This window comes from Streptomyces sp. NPDC002680 (assembly GCF_042889145.1).
GTDB classification, from domain to species: Bacteria; Actinomycetota; Actinomycetes; order Streptomycetales; family Streptomycetaceae; genus Streptomyces; species Streptomyces adonidis.
This window is the reverse complement of record NZ_JBIAQP010000001.1, coordinates 1,419,678-1,434,892: the sequence shown is the minus strand read 5'-3', so window position 1 is coordinate 1,434,892 and position 15,215 is coordinate 1,419,678. Positions and strand designations below refer to the sequence as shown.

Below are 15,215 nucleotides of genomic sequence, written 5' to 3'. Positions count from 1 at the left end.
TTTCTGACGAAGGGGGCGCGGTCAGCCGCAGCAGTGGTCCGGGGCCGTGGGGCTCGGCGTGTGGCAGGAGACGGGGGCCGGCACGTCCAGGGCCGGGTTGCGGTCGAAGAAGCCGTCGGGCTCCAGCCGTAGCCGCGCCTTGGCCACCGGCATCACCGGCCACTCCTCGGGGCGCGGGAAGTGGTGGGAGCCGATCGTGGCCCACAGCACCAGGTCGGTGCCGTCCAACGAACGGTTCTCCTCCTGCCACTTGTGCACACCGTCGGCGCCCGGCTCGGCCTGGTTGGGGTACTCGCCGGCGACGAAGCGGCGGTCCGGGTCGTAGGCCGTCGCCCACAACTGCCGTCCCACGAACGGGGCTCGGCGGGCGCACACACTGTCCTCGCGCACCGGCAGGACAGCCGTGTTCTCCAAGTGCACGCGGTACGCGGTCGGTTCACCCATCCGGTTGCGGGCCTCGGTGCTCTCCACCCGCCAGTGCAGGGCGCGGGAGGGGTCCGTGCTCCGTGCGCCCTCCGCCTCGCTGAGGATCGGACGCAGCACGGTCCGGGCGGCGTTGCCGTACGGGTTCAGCTCCGGGTCCGGCTCGGGCTCCGCCGTGACCTCGACGAGGCGGTTGCCGGTGCCGTCCACCGCCATGTCAAGGCGTACGGCGAAGAAGTGCTGGTGGTTGGTGACCGCGACGTTCGGGGCGACCCGGCGGGCGTACGGGGTCTCCTCGTCCTCCGTGACACCGGTTGCGGAGAGGATGCCGGTCATCTTGATCTCCAGCATCACCGAACCGTCCTGGTACAGCGACCAGTAGAAGCCGTAGTCGTAGTTGGCGACCGTGGCGAACGCCGAGATGATCAGCCGGCGGGAGCGGCGGACCTCGGTGCGGCCGGTGCGGCCGTCGTGGTGCTTCCAGAGGATGCCGTCGTCCTCCTCGTGCACACAGACGGCGTTGGGGATGAGTCGGGGGACGCCGTCGCCGCCGAGCACCGCCGCGTCGAAGTACTGGATCACGCCGAGGCAATCGCAGCCCAGGGCAAGGGAGTTGGTGAGCGGGCCCGCGCCGTACTCGCCCCAGTCGAAGAAGTTCTTGCGGTACTGGGTGGACGCGGTGTCGAAGTAGGGCACGTACATCTCGTTGACCGCCGCACGCCGGATCACCTGGCGCGGGCCCTTCCCGGCCGCGTCGAAGGTCAGGTCGTGCAGCACCAGGCCCTCACGGTGGCTGAAACCGACCCGGACCGACCAGCCCTGCCAGTCCAGCCGCTGGCCGGTGACCGTGAAACTGGGTCCGTCGGGCTGGACAACCTCCAGTGGTTTCAGGCCTGTTCGCTCCGGCACGACACCGGCGCCGAACACCCCGGACTCCTCCGACAGCGGGACGATCCCGTGGTCCTCGATGTGCAGGATCTCCATCGACTCCATGTCGATGATCGGTACGACGCCCTGGACCGGGCGCGCATAACCGTTGTCGTCCTCGGAGGTACGGTGCCAGACGCTGCCCCAGGTCAGCCGGCGCCCCGGGTACTCGGGCGGTTCGAAGCCGCCGATCGACTCCGGGTCCACCATGACCAGCGACACGTCGTGGATGCCGCGCAGGGCGAGGGCCTCCCTGAAGCGCGGGTCGGCCCGGCACATGGCGGCGGCCTGGCGTGCCTCCTCGGAGGAGCAGCCTGGGCTGCGTACGTCCAACTCCCGCCAGGCGGTGCTCTGGGGCTTGTCACCGAGTTCGAGGGCGACCTCGTAGGCGATGTGCGCGGAGGGGCAGATCACGACTGCGCGGGCCCGTCTCGCCTCGCCCGGGACGGCGCGGCGGGCGTGGTCCTCGTCCAGAGCCACGCCCCAGAAACGCGCGTCCTCGGTGACCCGGGTGTCCGCCTTCAACACCGTGACGGCGGCGGCCAGTTCGGCGACGGTCAGTGGGTCCAGCGGGTGTGGTGCTTCGGTCGCCGGTACGGGTTCGGGGGCGAGGGTGCTCATGCGGGGATTCCTTCCGGGACGGGGACGGCCGGGCCGCCGCACAGCACGGTGCCGCCGTCGGCGCGTGGGTCGGCGGCGCCGTCGAGGCGGCCGTCTGCGGACAGTCGTACGGCCTGGGTGTGGCCGGCGAGATCGGTGCGGCCGGGCGTGACGACGACCGGCAGGCCCGATGGGAGGGTGGTTGTGGTGGCTGGGACCGACCCGGGCTCGGCCAGCAGGGTCTGGGTCTCGTGGCCGATGTCGCGGGCGCCGACCACCCAGCGCGGGCGGTCCAGCACGGCGGCCGGATCGGCGTCGGGGTCCATCAGGGCGGGCACGGTCTGGGCGAGGATCTGTGGCTGGGCCCGGCCGCCCTGACACCCGGCGGCCAGCAGGAGGTCGGCTGAGCGGCCGAGTACCGGGCACAGGGTGTGCGGCGGGCGCAGGCCGGGGCCGATGAGTGCGGGGTGGTCGGGTTCCAGGCTGAAGGCCGAGCCGCGGTTGTGCAGGACGATGCCGGTGGTGGGGTCGCAGATGCCGGAGCCGAAGGTCTGGTAGACGCTCTGGATCAGGGAGATCGCGAGGCCGGAGGCGTCGACCGCCGTGATGGCTACGGTGTCGCCGGCCGGGCGGGAGGGGGGTTCTGGTGGTTGGGCTCCGGCCAGTGGGGCGGGGTGTAGCAGTCCGTCGAGGTCGGGCTGCGAGCTGCGGGGGTCGCCGAGGAGGCGGTCGCGTGCTGCGGAGGCGTCTTGGCAGAGGGGAGCCAAGTGTGCCGCTGTATGGGTGCGTTGTTGGCCGCGGGGCGGTGGGGGCTGGTCGCGCAGTTCCCCGCGCCCCTGAAGGGGCGCTGCACTGCACCGGAGTTCACCAGTTCCGCCTACGACAGTTGTGGCTACCGCGCTGTCCAGTACCGCCAGCAGCGTCGCCCCCTGGCTCGGCGGGGGAGCCGCCCACCAGCGGATGTCGGCCGTGTCCAGTGTCAACGGTTCGACGGTCTCCGGCTGGTGGGACGACAGGTCGGCAGCCGTCAGTGGGCTGCCCGCTCGGCGTAGGCCCTCCGCGAGGGACTCGGCCACCGCTCCTCGGTAGAAGGACCAGGGGTCGTCGGCCAGGTCTCGTAGTACGGCGGCCAGTTGTGGCTGGGGGAGTGGGGCGCCCTCGGTGAGCGGGGTTCCGTCGGGGGCGGTCAGCAAGGCGGTGAGTCCGGGGTCGGCGGCGATCTGCTCGGCGCGCTCGCCCATCGCGCGTGCCAGGCCCGCCGAGACCGTGGCGCCGTCCTCCGCCAGTTCGGCCGCGTCCCGCAGCGTGGCCGCGAGGGCGCCCGGTGTGCCGTAGGACTCGGCGAGGGCCGCCCAGCCGGCCACCACGCCGGGCACGGTCACCGTGTGTGGACCCTGTGCGGGCATCCGGCGGTCAGCGGCGCGCAGGGCCTCGACGTCCACGTCCTGTGCTGCGGCTCCGACGGAGACGATCGCGCGCACAGTCCCTTCGCGGGAGTGGACGAGGGCGATCAAGTCGCCGCCCAGGGAGCACTGGTGGGGGTAGACGACGGTGAGGGCGGCGGCCGCCGCCAGCGCGGCGTCCACCGCGTTGCCGCCTCGCTCCGCCGCTCGGCCGGCGGCTGAGAGCGCCGCCGGGTGCGGTGCGGCGAGGATCAGCCGGGAGCCGGCGCTCACGCGTCGTCCCGGGGCAGGAGCACCGTCCGTGACGGGGCTGCCTCGGCGCCCTGCAACGGCAGGGGGAGCGAGAGCATGTCGTAGACGCCCGGCGGGGTGTGCAGCAGGTCGACCACTTCGAGGATCAACACCTCGGCGGCGCACAGGAGTTGGTGGGTCTCCCAGTGGGTGGTGTAGGCGACGGCCTCGATGCTCAGGTAGTCGATGCCCGCCGTGCGCACCCCGGCTTCGATCAGGCGTTCCGCGCCGTCGGGGGCCAGGCCGACCCACTCCCTGGCCTTCCAGGGGCTGCGCAGCACGCCCCCCGAGTTGCTGGTGCGCAGCAGCACCCGTTCCTCGTCGCCGAGGCCGGCCGCGTCCAGGTCGGCGGCGGTGATCTGCTCCTTCACATGGGTCAGGTCGAGGACTCTCGCGACGCCGTTGAGCGCGGACAGATCGAGCTGGTCGACGGTCTTGCCGCCGTCGATGAAGTGGGCGGGTGCGTCGATGTGGGTGCCGGTGTGGGCGCCGATGCGCCAGCGGCTCACGTTGGACGGGTCACCGGCGGTGCGGGACTCCACGATCTCCATCTCGGGGCGGCGGCCCCAGTGCAGCATTCCGGGGTGGATCGGGACGGACACGTCGATGGCCTTGGCGAAATCCAGGATCATGTTCATGCTGTGCTCCTATTGGATGCGGATATCATGGAAGTGGATCCAATAAGTGATGGCTGTGGATGCCCTCGGGTGCATGGGAAACTGCTCCACCACCGCGCACCCTCCGACCGACCCCGAGAAGGGCTTGACCGACTCCGATGACGCCCCACACAGACGAGGGCCCCCTCGTCGACGACATCGCGGCCCGCATCCGCGCGCGGATCATGAACGGCGAACTGGCGATCGGCAAACCGCTGCGCCAAGCGGCACTGGCCGCCGAGTTCGGGGTCAGCCGCACTCCCGTGCGCGAGGCGCTGCGTCAGCTGCAGAACGGCGGCCTGATCGAGATGCAGCCCCACCGTGGCGCGGTGGTCCGGGTACCCGCGCCCTGGGAGGTGCGCCAGGCCTACGAGGTGCGCGCCGAGCTGGAGGGCCTGGCCGCCCGGCGTGCCGCCACCCGCATCACCGAGCGCCAGCTCGCCGAACTGCGCGAGCACAACGCCGTCCTGCACGAGGCCGCCGAGCGCGAGGCCGGTGGCAGCCCCGCCACCACCGCCGCCAACGACTGCTTCCACACCGTTGTCTGCGTGGCGGCCGACAACCCCTGGCTGAGCCGGATGATCGACCGCATAAACGAGAGCTTCCCGCGCAACGTCTCCTCGCTCGCCCTCGCCGGTGACGAACGCCACCGGCTGGAGAACATCCGCCAGCACGAGGCGATCATCGAAGCCCTGACCGTCCGCGACCCCGATCGTGCCGACGACGCCATGCGCGACCACATCGTCAGCTCGGGCGAGCATCTGACGGCCTGGTACGAGCGGCGCTCCCAGACCGTGTTCCACGGCTGAGACAACCGTGGGGCCCGTCATCGGGCCCCACCCGTCAACAGCCGTGCGGGGGCGAGGAATTCAAGGTCCGGACGGGCGGTCCCGCACACGAGGTCGGCCAGTGCCTCGCCGATCGCCGGCCCGAACTTGAACCCGTGCCCCGAGCAGGCCGACGCCACCAACACCTGCGGTACGCCCGGCACTTCGCCGACGAGGAAGCGACGGTCCGCCGTCATCGTGTAGAGGCAGGTCAGACTCTCGGTCACCGGTCCGGCCCCGGGCAGCACCTGCGCCACCGCCTCGGCGAGCAGGGCGAGTTCGTCCGCGCTCGCCGGAGGACGGGGTGCGTCCGGATCCCAGGCCGGTCCGCTGTCCAGTCCCGCCTTCAGGCCACGACCGTCCGCGGCGGGGAACCCGTACAGCAGGCCCTGCGGCAGATCCACCGAGAAGCTGCCCAGACCGGACCTGCCCAGTGGGCCCTCGGAGTCGGCCGCGAAGTAGGCGTTCACGATCCGAGTGACCGTCAGATGTGGGGCGAGGGAAGGGACTTGGGTTGCCGTCCAGGGTCCCGTGCAGAGCACCAGGCGGCGCGTGCGCAGTTCGCGGCTGTCGGCGGTGCGTACGACGACCTCGTCGCCGTCCGGCTCCCAGCCGAGGACCGGCGTACGGTCCAGCACCGTCGCGCCCGACCGTTCGGCCAGGGCGAGTTGGGCCCGCAGTGTCTCCCGTGCGTCGATGATTCCGGCCCTCGGGTCGTGCACCGCGCCGAATCCGGCGGGCAGTCGCAGCCCCGGGAAGATCCGCGCCGCCTCCTCGGAGCCGACCTGTCGACAGCCGGGGCCGCGCAGCGGATCGGGCCGGTCCAGCGGCGCCGCGTACAAACCCCCGGTGATGTCGAGGAGTTGGGTCTTCGCGGCCTCCTCCAGCTCCGCCCAGGCCTGGTAGGCGGTGTCCACCAGGCCGTCCCAGTCGGGGTGCGGATAGGCGCGCCGGATCATCCGGGTCGCGCCGTGCGAGGAACCCAGCTCGTGGCCCGACGCGTACTGCTCCAGGCCTAGGACGTCGAGCCCGCGCGCGGCCAGCCGGTGCAGGGCGGCGCTGCCGTGGACGCCGAGACCGACGACGATCGCGTCGTGGCAGCGGGGCATCGCTCGGGGTGTGGGGGCGGTAGTGACACTGGGCGCCAGCATCTCCGCGCCGGGCGTCTGCCCAGCCCGTACGTCCAGCGCGTGCCCGTGTACGACTTCCCGCATCTCCGCGTCGGGCGTCCGCCCGGCCTGTACGTCCACCCCATGCCCGTGTACGACATCCCGCATCTCCACGCCGGGCCTCCGCCCGGCCTGTACGTCCACCTCGTACCCCTGTACGACCTCCCGCGCCCCCGCATCAGGCCTCCGCCCGGGCCGTACGACTGCCCCGCGCCCCCGCGCGATCTCCCGTACCGCCTCCACCAGCGCGTCCAGGTCGGACTGGTCGTTGTAGACGTGCACCGAGGCCCGGACGACCTTGGTCAGACCCCGGGGGTCCATGTCCCAGCGACCGTGCCCGGCCGGTACCGCGATGAGATGGACCCGGCGTTCGGCGAGTTCGCGCTGTACGTCGGAGGCGTCCAGGCCGTCGACCACGAAGGTGACGATGGCGCCGCCGGCGGCCGGGGGGTCGGTGATGTGCACGCCGGGCAGTTCCGCGAGGCGCTCCCGCAGACCCGTGGCGAGCTTCGCCAGGTGTCCGGCGACGACGTCCACGCCCAGGGAGTCGAGGGCGGCCAGTGCGGCACCCAGACCCAGCCGCAGGGCGTGCGCGGCCTCCCACAGTTCGAACCGCTTGGCGTCCGGGACCAGTTCCCAGCTGCGCTCGGCGGTCCAGTGGGCGCCCCGGACGTCGGGGGCCTCGGGGGCGAGCCGTTCCAGGAGCGGGCGGCGGACCGCGAGCAGGCCCGTGCCGCGCGGGGCGCGCAGGAACTTGCGGCCGGTTCCGATGAGGAGGTCGCAGCCGATGGCGCCCATGTCCACGGGCAGTTGGCCGAGCGACTGGGTGGCGTCCAGGAGGAACGGCACGCCGTGGGCCCTCGCCAACGCGCCGATTTCAGCGGCGGGTTCGACCAGGCCCGAGGAGGTCGGCACATGGGCCGCGGTGACGAGTGCGGCGGGACCCGCGCGCAGTGCCGCCTCCAGAGACTCCAACTCCACTGCCCCGTCAGGGCTGTTGGGCAGCAGCTCGACCCGGACGCCGAGGTCGCGTTCGGCCGCCAGCAGGTGCAGGGCGCAACTGACGTAGCTGGAGCGGGCGGCGAGGACGCGGTCGCCGGGGCGCAGCCGCAGTGCCGACACCGCGCGCTGCCAGCCCGCCGTCGCGCTCTCGACGAGGGCGACCTCGTCCGGGCCGACGCCGAGGAGGCGGGCGGTGCGTGCGTAGACGGCGTCCAGGGCGGGGGCGGCGTGTTTGGCGGCCTCGTATCCGCCGGACAGGCTCTCGGCGCGGAGGTGGTCGATGACCGCGTCGACGGTGGCGTCGGCGAGGAGGGCCGCACCGGCGGCGTTGAAGTGGTGGCCGGTCGCGGAGCCGGGGGTCCGGGCGCGCTCGGCGGCGACGTCCGGTGTGCGGGTGGTCGGGGACGAGGGTGCGGCCGTGGTGCCGGTCGTCACGGGGGCGCTCACAGGGCGATCGTGATGCTCTTGAGCTCGGTGAACCCGTCGACTGCGGCGTCGCCGAGGTCCCTGCCGAGGCCGGACTGCTTCATCCCGCCGAAGGCCACGGCGGGGTCGAACTCGTTGTACGTGTTGACCCACACGGTGCCCGCCTCCAGTGCGGCGGCGGTGCGGTGGGCGCGCTGGAGACTGCCGGTCCACACGCCCGCGGCGAGCCCGTAGTCGCTGTCGTTGGCCAGCGCGATCGCCTCCTCCTCGGTGTCGAAGGGCATGACCGCGGCGACCGGGCCGAAGATCTCCTCGCGGGCGATCCGCATGTCGGGGGTGACGCTCGTAAACACCGTCGGCTTCACGAACCAGCCCGCGCCGGGCGCCGGTTCGCCGCCCACGGCCACCTCCGCGCCCTCCGCACGGCCCAGCTCGACATAGCCGGTGACACGGTCGTACTGCTCCTGCGACACCAGGGGACCGATGTTGATCCCGCCCGACAGCCCCGGACCGATCCGCAGGGCCTCCACCGCGGGCACCAGCAGGTCGAGGAACTCCTTGACGACCGTGCGCTCGACGAGGAGCCGGCTCCCGGCGGTGCACATCTGCCCGGAGTGCCCGAACACCGCACGCACGGCGGCCGGTACGGCGGCCTCCAGGTCGGCGTCCGCGAAGACGATGTTGGGCGACTTGCCGCCGAGTTCGAGGGTGAGCCGCTTCACCGTCGGCGCGGCGGCGGCCATGATCAGCCGCCCGACCTCGGTGGACCCGGTGAAGGAGACCTTGGCGACGTCCGGGTGGGCGACCAGCTCCGCCCCCGTACGGCCGTCACCCGTCACCACGTTGACCACCCCCTCGGGGACGCCCGCCTCCAGGCAGAGCGCGGCCAGTCGCAGCGCGGTGAGCGGGGTCTGCTCGGCCGGTTTGACCACGACCGTGCAGCCCGCCGCCAGCGCCGGGGCGATCTTCCAGGCGGCGATCATGAAGGGGAAGTTCCACGGCAACACGGCCGCGACCACGCCGACCGGTTCGCGCACGCTGTAGACGTGCCGGTCGGGCCCCGCCGCGTGCACGGTGCCGGTCAGCCGGGCCGGGGCGCCGGCGAAGTGCCGGATGGCCTGGAGACCGAGGTCCACGTCACCACGGGCACGCTCGATCGCCTTGCCGTTGTCGAGGGTGTCCAGGACCGCCAACTGTTCGGCGTCCCGTTCCACCAGGTCGGCGAGGCGCAGCAGCACGTCACGGCGCTGCCGGGGCGGGAGGCCACGCCAGCGCCGGTCGCGGTGCGCGGCGGACGCGGCGGCGACCGCTGCGGACACCTCGGCGGGGCCCGCCTGCGCGATGGTGGTGAGCTGCTCGCGGGTGGCGGGGTCGAGCACCGGGATCCGCTGCGGCGAGGTCCCCGTGGTCCAGTCGCCGCCGATGAGCATGGGCTCGCAGTCCGGCAGGTGGGGGAGGGTGGTGCTGGGGTCCAAGGTGTGCTCCTTCTGGGGCAAGGGGTCACGCAGGGGGCACGTCCGGGTCATGTACGGCTCTCACGTACCGCCCTCACGTACGTCCGCCGGGCCGGTGGGCCGGGTCGGGCCACGGCTCGCGCACCGCCGCCGACACGGCCCGGGCGGTGGTCAGGACGCAGCGGTCGAACTCCGCGGCCCCGTGCTTGGCGTCGGCGTCGGTCACGTCCCTGCCCCACACGCCGGTCTCGCTGACCTGGTCCATGCGGTAGTCCCAGAAGGAGTCGACGTCGACATGGGAGGTCGCCCGGTCCATCCGCACCAGTTCCGGGGCCAGATGCAACATGACCGAGGTCTCGAAGAAGTTGGCGTGCATCAGGGCTCGGCCGTAGGTGACGTGCCCGTCGACCTCGGGGCCTGGGTACATGGTCACGTACCCCAACGCCCGTACCCGGGCATCTCGATGACGGACCCTCAGTTTCTCGGCCGAGACGTCGAGCGCCCCGTTGTTCCAGATGTGCCCGTTCAGCAGGACGAACTGCCGTACCCCGGAGGCGTACAGCGAGTCGATGACGTCCTCGATGACGGCGATCATGGTCTCGGGACGCAGTGCCACCGTCCCGGCGAAGTCACCGTGGGACGCGGACACCCCGAAGCTCAGGGGCGGTAGGACAGGGACCCCCGTCAGGGCGGACACCCCGAGGGCGACGGCCTCGCAGATCCGGGTGTCCACGGCGAGGGGGAGGTGCGGGCCGTGCTGCTCGGTGGCGCCCACGGGGATGATGACGGCGTCCTGCGCGGCGGCGGTGGTCCCAGCTTCCGGCCAGGTCAGCTCCTCCCACAGCAAAGGGGCGCCGGTGCCGCCGAGTCGGTCGGCGAGGTCGGGGACGTCCAGTTCCGTTGGGACGGTCCGTCCGGACGGCCCGGTGATGAAGGTGGCCATGTCTCTCCTCAAGGTCATCAAGGTCATCAAGGTCGCCAAGGTCGTCGCGCGGTCGTGTTCACCACTGGCGCCGGCTCTTCTCGGGCAGCAGATCCAGCGCGCGCAGCGGAACCGGCTCGTCGCCGTCGACCGTGGTCACCCACACGGTGGCGTCCGGGCAGTAGTCGCTGATCAGCTCCCGGCACACCCCGCACGGCGCGATGATCCGGAACCGGCCCGCCGGTTTGATCTGCACCGACACCACAGCCGTGATGCCCAGCGGAACCCCGCCCGGCAGTGCGCCCCGCGCGGCCCCCATGGCCACTCCCTCGGCGCAGACCGAACTGCGCCGACAGGAACCCTCCATGTGCACGCCGGTATGGATACGGCCGTCTTCCGTCCGCAGCGCGGTCGCCACCTCGTGCCGCCCGTGCTGCCACACCCGAGCCAGCAACTCCTGTGCGGTGGAGAGGAGTTCGGCGTCGTCGACGCTCATCGACGCCGGGACGGAGACCGAGGCAACGCCGGCCGCGCTCATATCGACAGACCCAGCAGCCGGGCCATGTTCCCGCCCTCGATCAGCGCCCGGTCCTTCTCGTCCTCGATCGCCTTCGCGATCTTCATCCGCTCCAGGTCGAAGTCGGAGCCGGGCCATTCGCTGCCCATCAGGATCTTCTCCGGGCCCAGTCGCGCGTACGCCCGCCGCACGTCGCTCAGCAGCGTCGCGGAGGTCTCCAGGTACACGTGCGGCTGACGCTCGGCGACGATGATCGCCTCGGGTACGTTCCACACGGCGCCCATGTGGGCGATGATCGTGGGCACTTGGGGATGGTCGCGGGCGATCTCCTCGATCGCGAACGGCGCGCAGAACGCGTCGTCGAGCGCGTTGATGATCACCAGCAGCCCGCGCCGCGCACACGCCTCGAACACCGGGTCCAGCAGACCGTGGTCGGCGACGTGGTAGCCGTGCAGGCTCGGATGCAGCTTCAGTCCGACCAGGCCCGCGTCGGCCATCCGGTCGATCTCCTCGATCGCGTCGTCGGCCTGCGGCAGCACCTGCCCGAAGCCGAAGAAGCGGTCGGGGTACGAGGCGACCAGCGAGGCGATGAAGTCGTTCTCGATGCGCTGGGCGAGCGAGCACACCATCGCCATGTCCACCCCGGCGGCGTCCATCCGGTCGAGGATGCGCCGGGGATCGAAGGGCGTGTACGGCGGCGGGGCCTGGCCCTTGCGCGCGCCCGTGAGGTAGTCCGAGCGACCCCGGACGTCCTGCGTGGTGTTGTAGGCGTCGATGATCAAAGCGTTACGTCCTTAATCGCTGGGCTCGCGGAACCGCCGGAGTCGGCCAAGCCGAGGTCGCCGGAGATCAGGGGCAGATGACAGCGGACGCTTCTCCCCGGCGCGATCTCCCGCAGCTCGGGCATGCGTGTACGGCACTCCGCCGTGGCGATGGGGCACCGCGTCCGGAACAGACACCCCTCCGGCGGATTCGCCGGGTCGGGCAACTCGCCCTCCAGCACCTCCCGTTCGCGCGCCGGATCACCGCCGGGCCGCCGCAGCGCCGGTACGGAGGACAGCAGAGCCCGGCTGTAGGGGTGCGCGGGGCCGGTGAAGAAGGCGTCCCGGGAGGCGATCTCGATGATCTGGCCCAGGTACATGACGGCGATGCGGTCGGCGATGTGCCGTACGACGCCCAGGTCGTGCGAGATGAACAGCATCGTCAGTCCCCGGTCGCGGACCAGGTCCGACAGCAGGTTCAGCACCTGCGCCTGGATCGACACGTCCAGCGCCGACACCGCCTCGTCGGCCACCACGAACTGCGGCGAGGAGGCCAACGCCCGTGCGATGCCGATGCGTTGACGCTGGCCGCCGGAGAACTCGTGCGGCCTGCGCGCCCCGGCCTCCGCGCCCAGCCCGACCAGGTCGAGCAGCTCGGCCACCGCCATCGCAGCCTCTCCACGGGTCGCGCCACGCGCCCGCAGCAGCGGCTCGGCGACGATGTCGGCCACCTTGCGGCGCGGGTTGAGCGAGCCGAAGGGGTCCTGGAAGACCATCTGCAACTCGGCCCGGGTACGCCGAAGTTGACGCCCCCGCATACGGGTGAGGTCGGAGCCGGCGAACTCGATCCGGCCCGCCGAGGGTTCGATCACCCGCAGCAGTGCCCGGCCGAGCGTCGACTTCCCGCACCCCGACTCACCGACCAGGCCCAGCGTCTCGCCCTGGAGGATGTCGAGGTCGACGTCCCGCAGCGCCCTGACCCGGCCCCCTGCCCTTCCCGGGTACTCGACCCGCAGCCGACGGGCGGAGACGAGCGGCGCGCTCATTCGGCGCCCCCCTTGGTACGGGCCTCGGCGCGCTCGGCGCCGGGCAGTACGCAGGCATCCACATGCCCGTCCCCACCGTGCCGCCGCCGCAGTTCCGGACGTTCGGCGCAGGCGTCGTGCACGTACGGGCACCGGGGCGCGAAGGCGCAGCCGGACGGCCGCTCCACCCCGGTCAGCGGGCTCCCGGAGATCGCGGGCAGCCGTCGTAGCACCGGACCGTCGATCGGCGGAACGGAACCCAACAAGCCCATCGTGTAAGGGTGTTGAGGGCTGAACAGCACCTCGTCCCGCAGCCCCTGCTCCACGATCCGGCCCGCGTACATCACGGCCACCCGGTCGGCGACCTCGGCCACGACGCCCAGGTCGTGGGTGATGAGCAGCACAGAGGTGCCGTGGTCGCGCTGGACCCGCTTGAGGACCGACAGAACCTGGGCCTGGATGGTGACGTCCAGCGCGGTCGTGGGCTCATCGGCGATGAGTACGGCCGGGTCGTTCGCGAGGCCCATGGCGATCATCACGCGTTGGCGCATACCGCCGGACAGCTGGTGCGGGTAGGAGCGTGCCGCGCGGTCCGGGCCCGCGATGCCCACCTCGCCCAGCAGCTCCACCGCGCGGTCCCTCGCCTGTGCGCGCGGTACGTCACGGTGGGCGCGGATCATCTCGGAGACCTGGGCGCCCGCCCGGTGCAGCGGGTTGAGCGCGGCCAGCGCGTCCTGGAAGACGACCGCGATCTCCTTGCCCCGGACCGCGCGCAGTTCACGCTCCGAGGCGGTGACCAGGTCACGGCCGCCGAAGGACACCTCGCCGGTGATGTGGGTGCGCGGACCTCGGTTCAGGCCGACCAGGCTCATCGACAGGGCGGACTTGCCGGACCCCGACTCGCCCACCAGGGCCAGGACTTCACCCTGCCGGAGGGTCAGGTCGACGCCGTCCACCGCAGGGAGTCGCCCGGCCGGGACGTCGAACTGCACACGCAGGTCGCGGATTTCGAGTACGGGCTCGGACACGGCCTGGACCGGGGGGTGTTGGAGGGCGGCCGTCATGAGGCCGTGCCCACGGCCAGCGCGGCCGTGTGGATCATGTCGGCGACTCGCTGCGGCCACACGAGGGTCGTGTAGTGGCTGCCGGGCACGTGCTCGACCGTCGCCTTCATCCGCTCGGCCATGTCCCGCTGGATCTCGGGGCGCAGGGTGCGGTCGTCGTCGGCGACCATGTACCAGCTGGGCAGCGTGCGCCAGGCCGGGACGCCGGTCGCCTGCCTGAAGATCGCGTTCTCCGCCTTGCGCCCCTCCGCCTCGACGATGACCCGCTGCTCGGGGGAGAGGTCGGGCCCGATCTCGGCCCAGAACTCGGGGCTCGTCTCCGACTTCCACTCGCCGTTCGGGCCGCGCCGCATGTACTTGGAGATCTCGGCCTCCTCGTACCGTTCGACGATCTCGTTGACGGTCTCGCCCTCGTCGGGCCCGAACGCGCAGATGTACACCAGCCCCTTGACGCGTGGATCGCGGCCGACGTTGCTGATGACCGCGCCGCCGTAGGAGTGCCCGACGAGCAGTACGGGGCCCCAGGTGTCCGCCAGTACGGCGGAGGTGTGGGCGACGTCGTCCGCCAGCGAGGTCATCGGATTGGTGACGGTGAACAGCCGGTGGCCGAGGGCGGTGAGCAGGGGCTCCACCGCCGACCAGGTCGTCGGCCGTCCGCCGGCGCCGTGGACCAGCACGATGTCCATGCGGCTCATCCTTTCCGTATGCGGGGATCGAGGACCGTGTAGAGCAGGTCCACCGCGTGGTTGACGAGGGTGAAGAGGAGGGCGATGGCGAGCGCGGCGCCCTGAACGACGGGGTAGTCGCGCTGCAGGACGCCTTGCACGAGAAGGCGGCCGACACCGGCGTACGAGAAGACCGTCTCGGTGATCACCGAACCGCCAAGGAGCGAGCCGAACTGGAGTCCGAGGACGGTCACGATGGGCAGCCAGGCGTTGCGCAGCACATGGCGGCGGACCACCACGCCCTCGCCGAGGCCCTTCATCCGGGCCGTGCGTACGAAGTCGTCGTCGAGCACTTCCAGGACCGAGGCGCGCACGATGCGGGTGATGAACCCGGCCATCGACAGGGCCAGCGTCACGGCGGGCAGGATCAGATGCTGGATCCACGGCCACACCAGCTCGGGGCGGTTCTGGAGGATCGCGTCCAGCACTACGAAGTTGGTCGTGGGGTTGTAGTCGAGCGAGCTGGGAAGCCGCCCGAGTACCGGCAGCCAGCGCAGCCACACGCCGAACACGACGATGCCGAGCACCCCGAGCGCGAACCAGGGCAGCGAGAAGCTCACCGTGGCCACGACCCGCGTCGAGGTGTCGACCCAACTGCCCTTGCGCAGCGCGGCGATCACCCCGGTGACGACACCGAGCACGACCGCGATCGTCATCGCGGCGAGGGTCAGCTCGATCGTCGCCGGGAGGGCGTCCCCGAGCAGTCCGAGGACGCTGTTGGAGCCGAAGAAGGAGGTGCCCAGGCGCAGATGCACCAGGTCGTTGAGGAAGTGGCCGTACTGCGTGAGCAGCGGCTCGTCGAGGCCGAGCGCTTTGGTGACCCGCTCCTCGTTCGCCGACACCTCGACCGCGGACATGTCGCCCCGGCCCGCCGAGAGCGAGGTCGCGGGCGAGCCGGGCAGCAGACGGATCGCGAGGAACACCAGGCTGGCCAACGCGAACAGGACGACCGGGATGACCGCGAGCCGTCGTACGACCAACATGGCGGTCCCGGAAGCCCACTTGGGCAGGTGCACGCGAAGA

General features: G+C 71.8%; 13 protein-coding genes. 1 reads left to right on the top strand and 12 read right to left on the bottom strand.

Features of this window, described 5'->3' with window-relative positions:
* Nucleotides 1–21: 21 nt before the first annotated feature.
* Genes ACFYXF_RS06450 through ACFYXF_RS06440 form a run of 3 tightly spaced genes read right to left on the bottom strand, consistent with a single transcriptional unit; the run spans nucleotide 22 to nucleotide 4,282 of the window.
* Nucleotides 22–1,971, bottom strand: a complete 1,950-nt coding sequence (locus ACFYXF_RS06450; protein WP_389348399.1) for a primary-amine oxidase — start codon at nucleotides 1,969–1,971, stop codon at nucleotides 22–24.
* On the bottom strand, nucleotides 1,968–3,626 hold the full coding sequence (locus tag ACFYXF_RS06445) for a gamma-glutamyltransferase family protein (RefSeq protein WP_389348398.1): 1,659 nt from the start codon (nucleotides 3,624–3,626) through the stop codon (nucleotides 1,968–1,970). The genes ACFYXF_RS06450 and ACFYXF_RS06445 overlap by 4 nt, the downstream gene beginning before the upstream one ends.
* Nucleotides 3,623–4,282: a cyclase family protein gene (locus tag ACFYXF_RS06440; RefSeq protein ID WP_389348397.1), complete on the bottom strand. Its 660-nt coding sequence runs from the start codon at nucleotides 4,280–4,282 to the stop codon at nucleotides 3,623–3,625. Before ACFYXF_RS06440 ends, ACFYXF_RS06445 begins: the two co-directional genes overlap by 4 nt.
* A gap of 137 nt (nucleotides 4,283–4,419) precedes the next feature.
* Here ACFYXF_RS06440 and ACFYXF_RS06435 point away from each other — a divergent pair, with 137 nt between their 5' ends.
* Entirely contained in the window at nucleotides 4,420–5,109 is a 690-nt protein-coding gene (locus tag ACFYXF_RS06435; RefSeq protein ID WP_389348396.1) for a GntR family transcriptional regulator, read from the top strand.
* Between the two features lie 17 nt (nucleotides 5,110–5,126).
* Here ACFYXF_RS06435 and solA read toward each other — a convergent pair whose 3' ends face one another.
* From solA to ACFYXF_RS06390, 9 genes are all read right to left on the bottom strand, one after another.
* Complete coding sequence (gene solA / locus ACFYXF_RS06430; RefSeq protein ID WP_389348395.1) at nucleotides 5,127–7,745, bottom strand: N-methyl-L-tryptophan oxidase; 2,619 nt, start codon at nucleotides 7,743–7,745, stop codon at nucleotides 5,127–5,129.
* Nucleotides 7,742–9,199: an aldehyde dehydrogenase family protein gene (locus ACFYXF_RS06425; protein ID WP_389348394.1), complete on the bottom strand. Its 1,458-nt coding sequence runs from the start codon at nucleotides 9,197–9,199 to the stop codon at nucleotides 7,742–7,744. Before ACFYXF_RS06425 ends, solA begins: the two co-directional genes overlap by 4 nt.
* A gap of 73 nt (nucleotides 9,200–9,272) precedes the next feature.
* Nucleotides 9,273–10,121 carry a creatininase family protein gene (locus ACFYXF_RS06420; RefSeq protein WP_389348393.1) on the bottom strand — a complete coding sequence of 283 codons (849 nt, stop codon included), beginning with the start codon at nucleotides 10,119–10,121 and terminating at the stop codon, nucleotides 9,273–9,275.
* Between the two features lie 58 nt (nucleotides 10,122–10,179).
* A complete protein-coding gene (locus ACFYXF_RS06415; RefSeq protein WP_389348392.1) occupies nucleotides 10,180–10,638 on the bottom strand; it encodes a cytidine deaminase in 459 nt (152 codons plus the stop codon).
* On the bottom strand, nucleotides 10,635–11,399 hold the full coding sequence (locus tag ACFYXF_RS06410; RefSeq protein WP_389348391.1) for an amidohydrolase family protein: 765 nt from the start codon (nucleotides 11,397–11,399) through the stop codon (nucleotides 10,635–10,637). The genes ACFYXF_RS06415 and ACFYXF_RS06410 overlap by 4 nt, the downstream gene beginning before the upstream one ends.
* Entirely contained in the window at nucleotides 11,396–12,424 is a 1,029-nt protein-coding gene (locus ACFYXF_RS06405; protein ID WP_389348390.1) for an ABC transporter ATP-binding protein, read from the bottom strand. Before ACFYXF_RS06405 ends, ACFYXF_RS06410 begins: the two co-directional genes overlap by 4 nt.
* Nucleotides 12,421–13,467 carry an ABC transporter ATP-binding protein gene (locus ACFYXF_RS06400; protein WP_389348389.1) on the bottom strand — a complete coding sequence of 349 codons (1,047 nt, stop codon included), beginning with the start codon at nucleotides 13,465–13,467 and terminating at the stop codon, nucleotides 12,421–12,423. The genes ACFYXF_RS06405 and ACFYXF_RS06400 overlap by 4 nt, the downstream gene beginning before the upstream one ends.
* The gene (locus ACFYXF_RS06395) at nucleotides 13,464–14,153 is read right to left on the bottom strand and encodes an alpha/beta hydrolase (protein WP_389348388.1); all 690 of its coding nucleotides are present in this window, start codon (nucleotides 14,151–14,153) and stop codon (nucleotides 13,464–13,466) included. The genes ACFYXF_RS06400 and ACFYXF_RS06395 overlap by 4 nt, the downstream gene beginning before the upstream one ends.
* A gap of 5 nt (nucleotides 14,154–14,158) precedes the next feature.
* Nucleotides 14,159–15,208: an ABC transporter permease gene (locus ACFYXF_RS06390; protein ID WP_389348387.1), complete on the bottom strand. Its 1,050-nt coding sequence runs from the start codon at nucleotides 15,206–15,208 to the stop codon at nucleotides 14,159–14,161.
* Nucleotides 15,209–15,215 lie beyond the last annotated feature (7 nt).

Bases quoted from the DNA above. Each gene is read 5' to 3' on its own strand.
- ACFYXF_RS06400 (WP_389348389.1), bottom strand. From the start codon at position 13,467: ATGACGGCCGCCCTCCAACACCCCCCGGTCCAGGCCGTGTCCGAGCCC.
- ACFYXF_RS06420 (WP_389348393.1), bottom strand. From the start codon at position 10,121: ATGGCCACCTTCATCACCGGGCCGTCCGGACGGACCGTCCCAACGGAA.
- ACFYXF_RS06450 (WP_389348399.1), bottom strand. From the start codon at position 1,971: ATGAGCACCCTCGCCCCCGAACCCGTACCGGCGACCGAAGCACCACAC.
- ACFYXF_RS06395 (WP_389348388.1), bottom strand. From the start codon at position 14,153: ATGGACATCGTGCTGGTCCACGGCGCCGGCGGACGGCCGACGACCTGG.
- ACFYXF_RS06405 (WP_389348390.1), bottom strand. From the start codon at position 12,424: ATGAGCGCGCCGCTCGTCTCCGCCCGTCGGCTGCGGGTCGAGTACCCG.
- ACFYXF_RS06415 (WP_389348392.1), bottom strand. From the start codon at position 10,638: ATGAGCGCGGCCGGCGTTGCCTCGGTCTCCGTCCCGGCGTCGATGAGC.
- ACFYXF_RS06440 (WP_389348397.1), bottom strand. From the start codon at position 4,282: ATGAACATGATCCTGGATTTCGCCAAGGCCATCGACGTGTCCGTCCCG.
- ACFYXF_RS06435 (WP_389348396.1), top strand. From the start codon at position 4,420: ATGACGCCCCACACAGACGAGGGCCCCCTCGTCGACGACATCGCGGCC.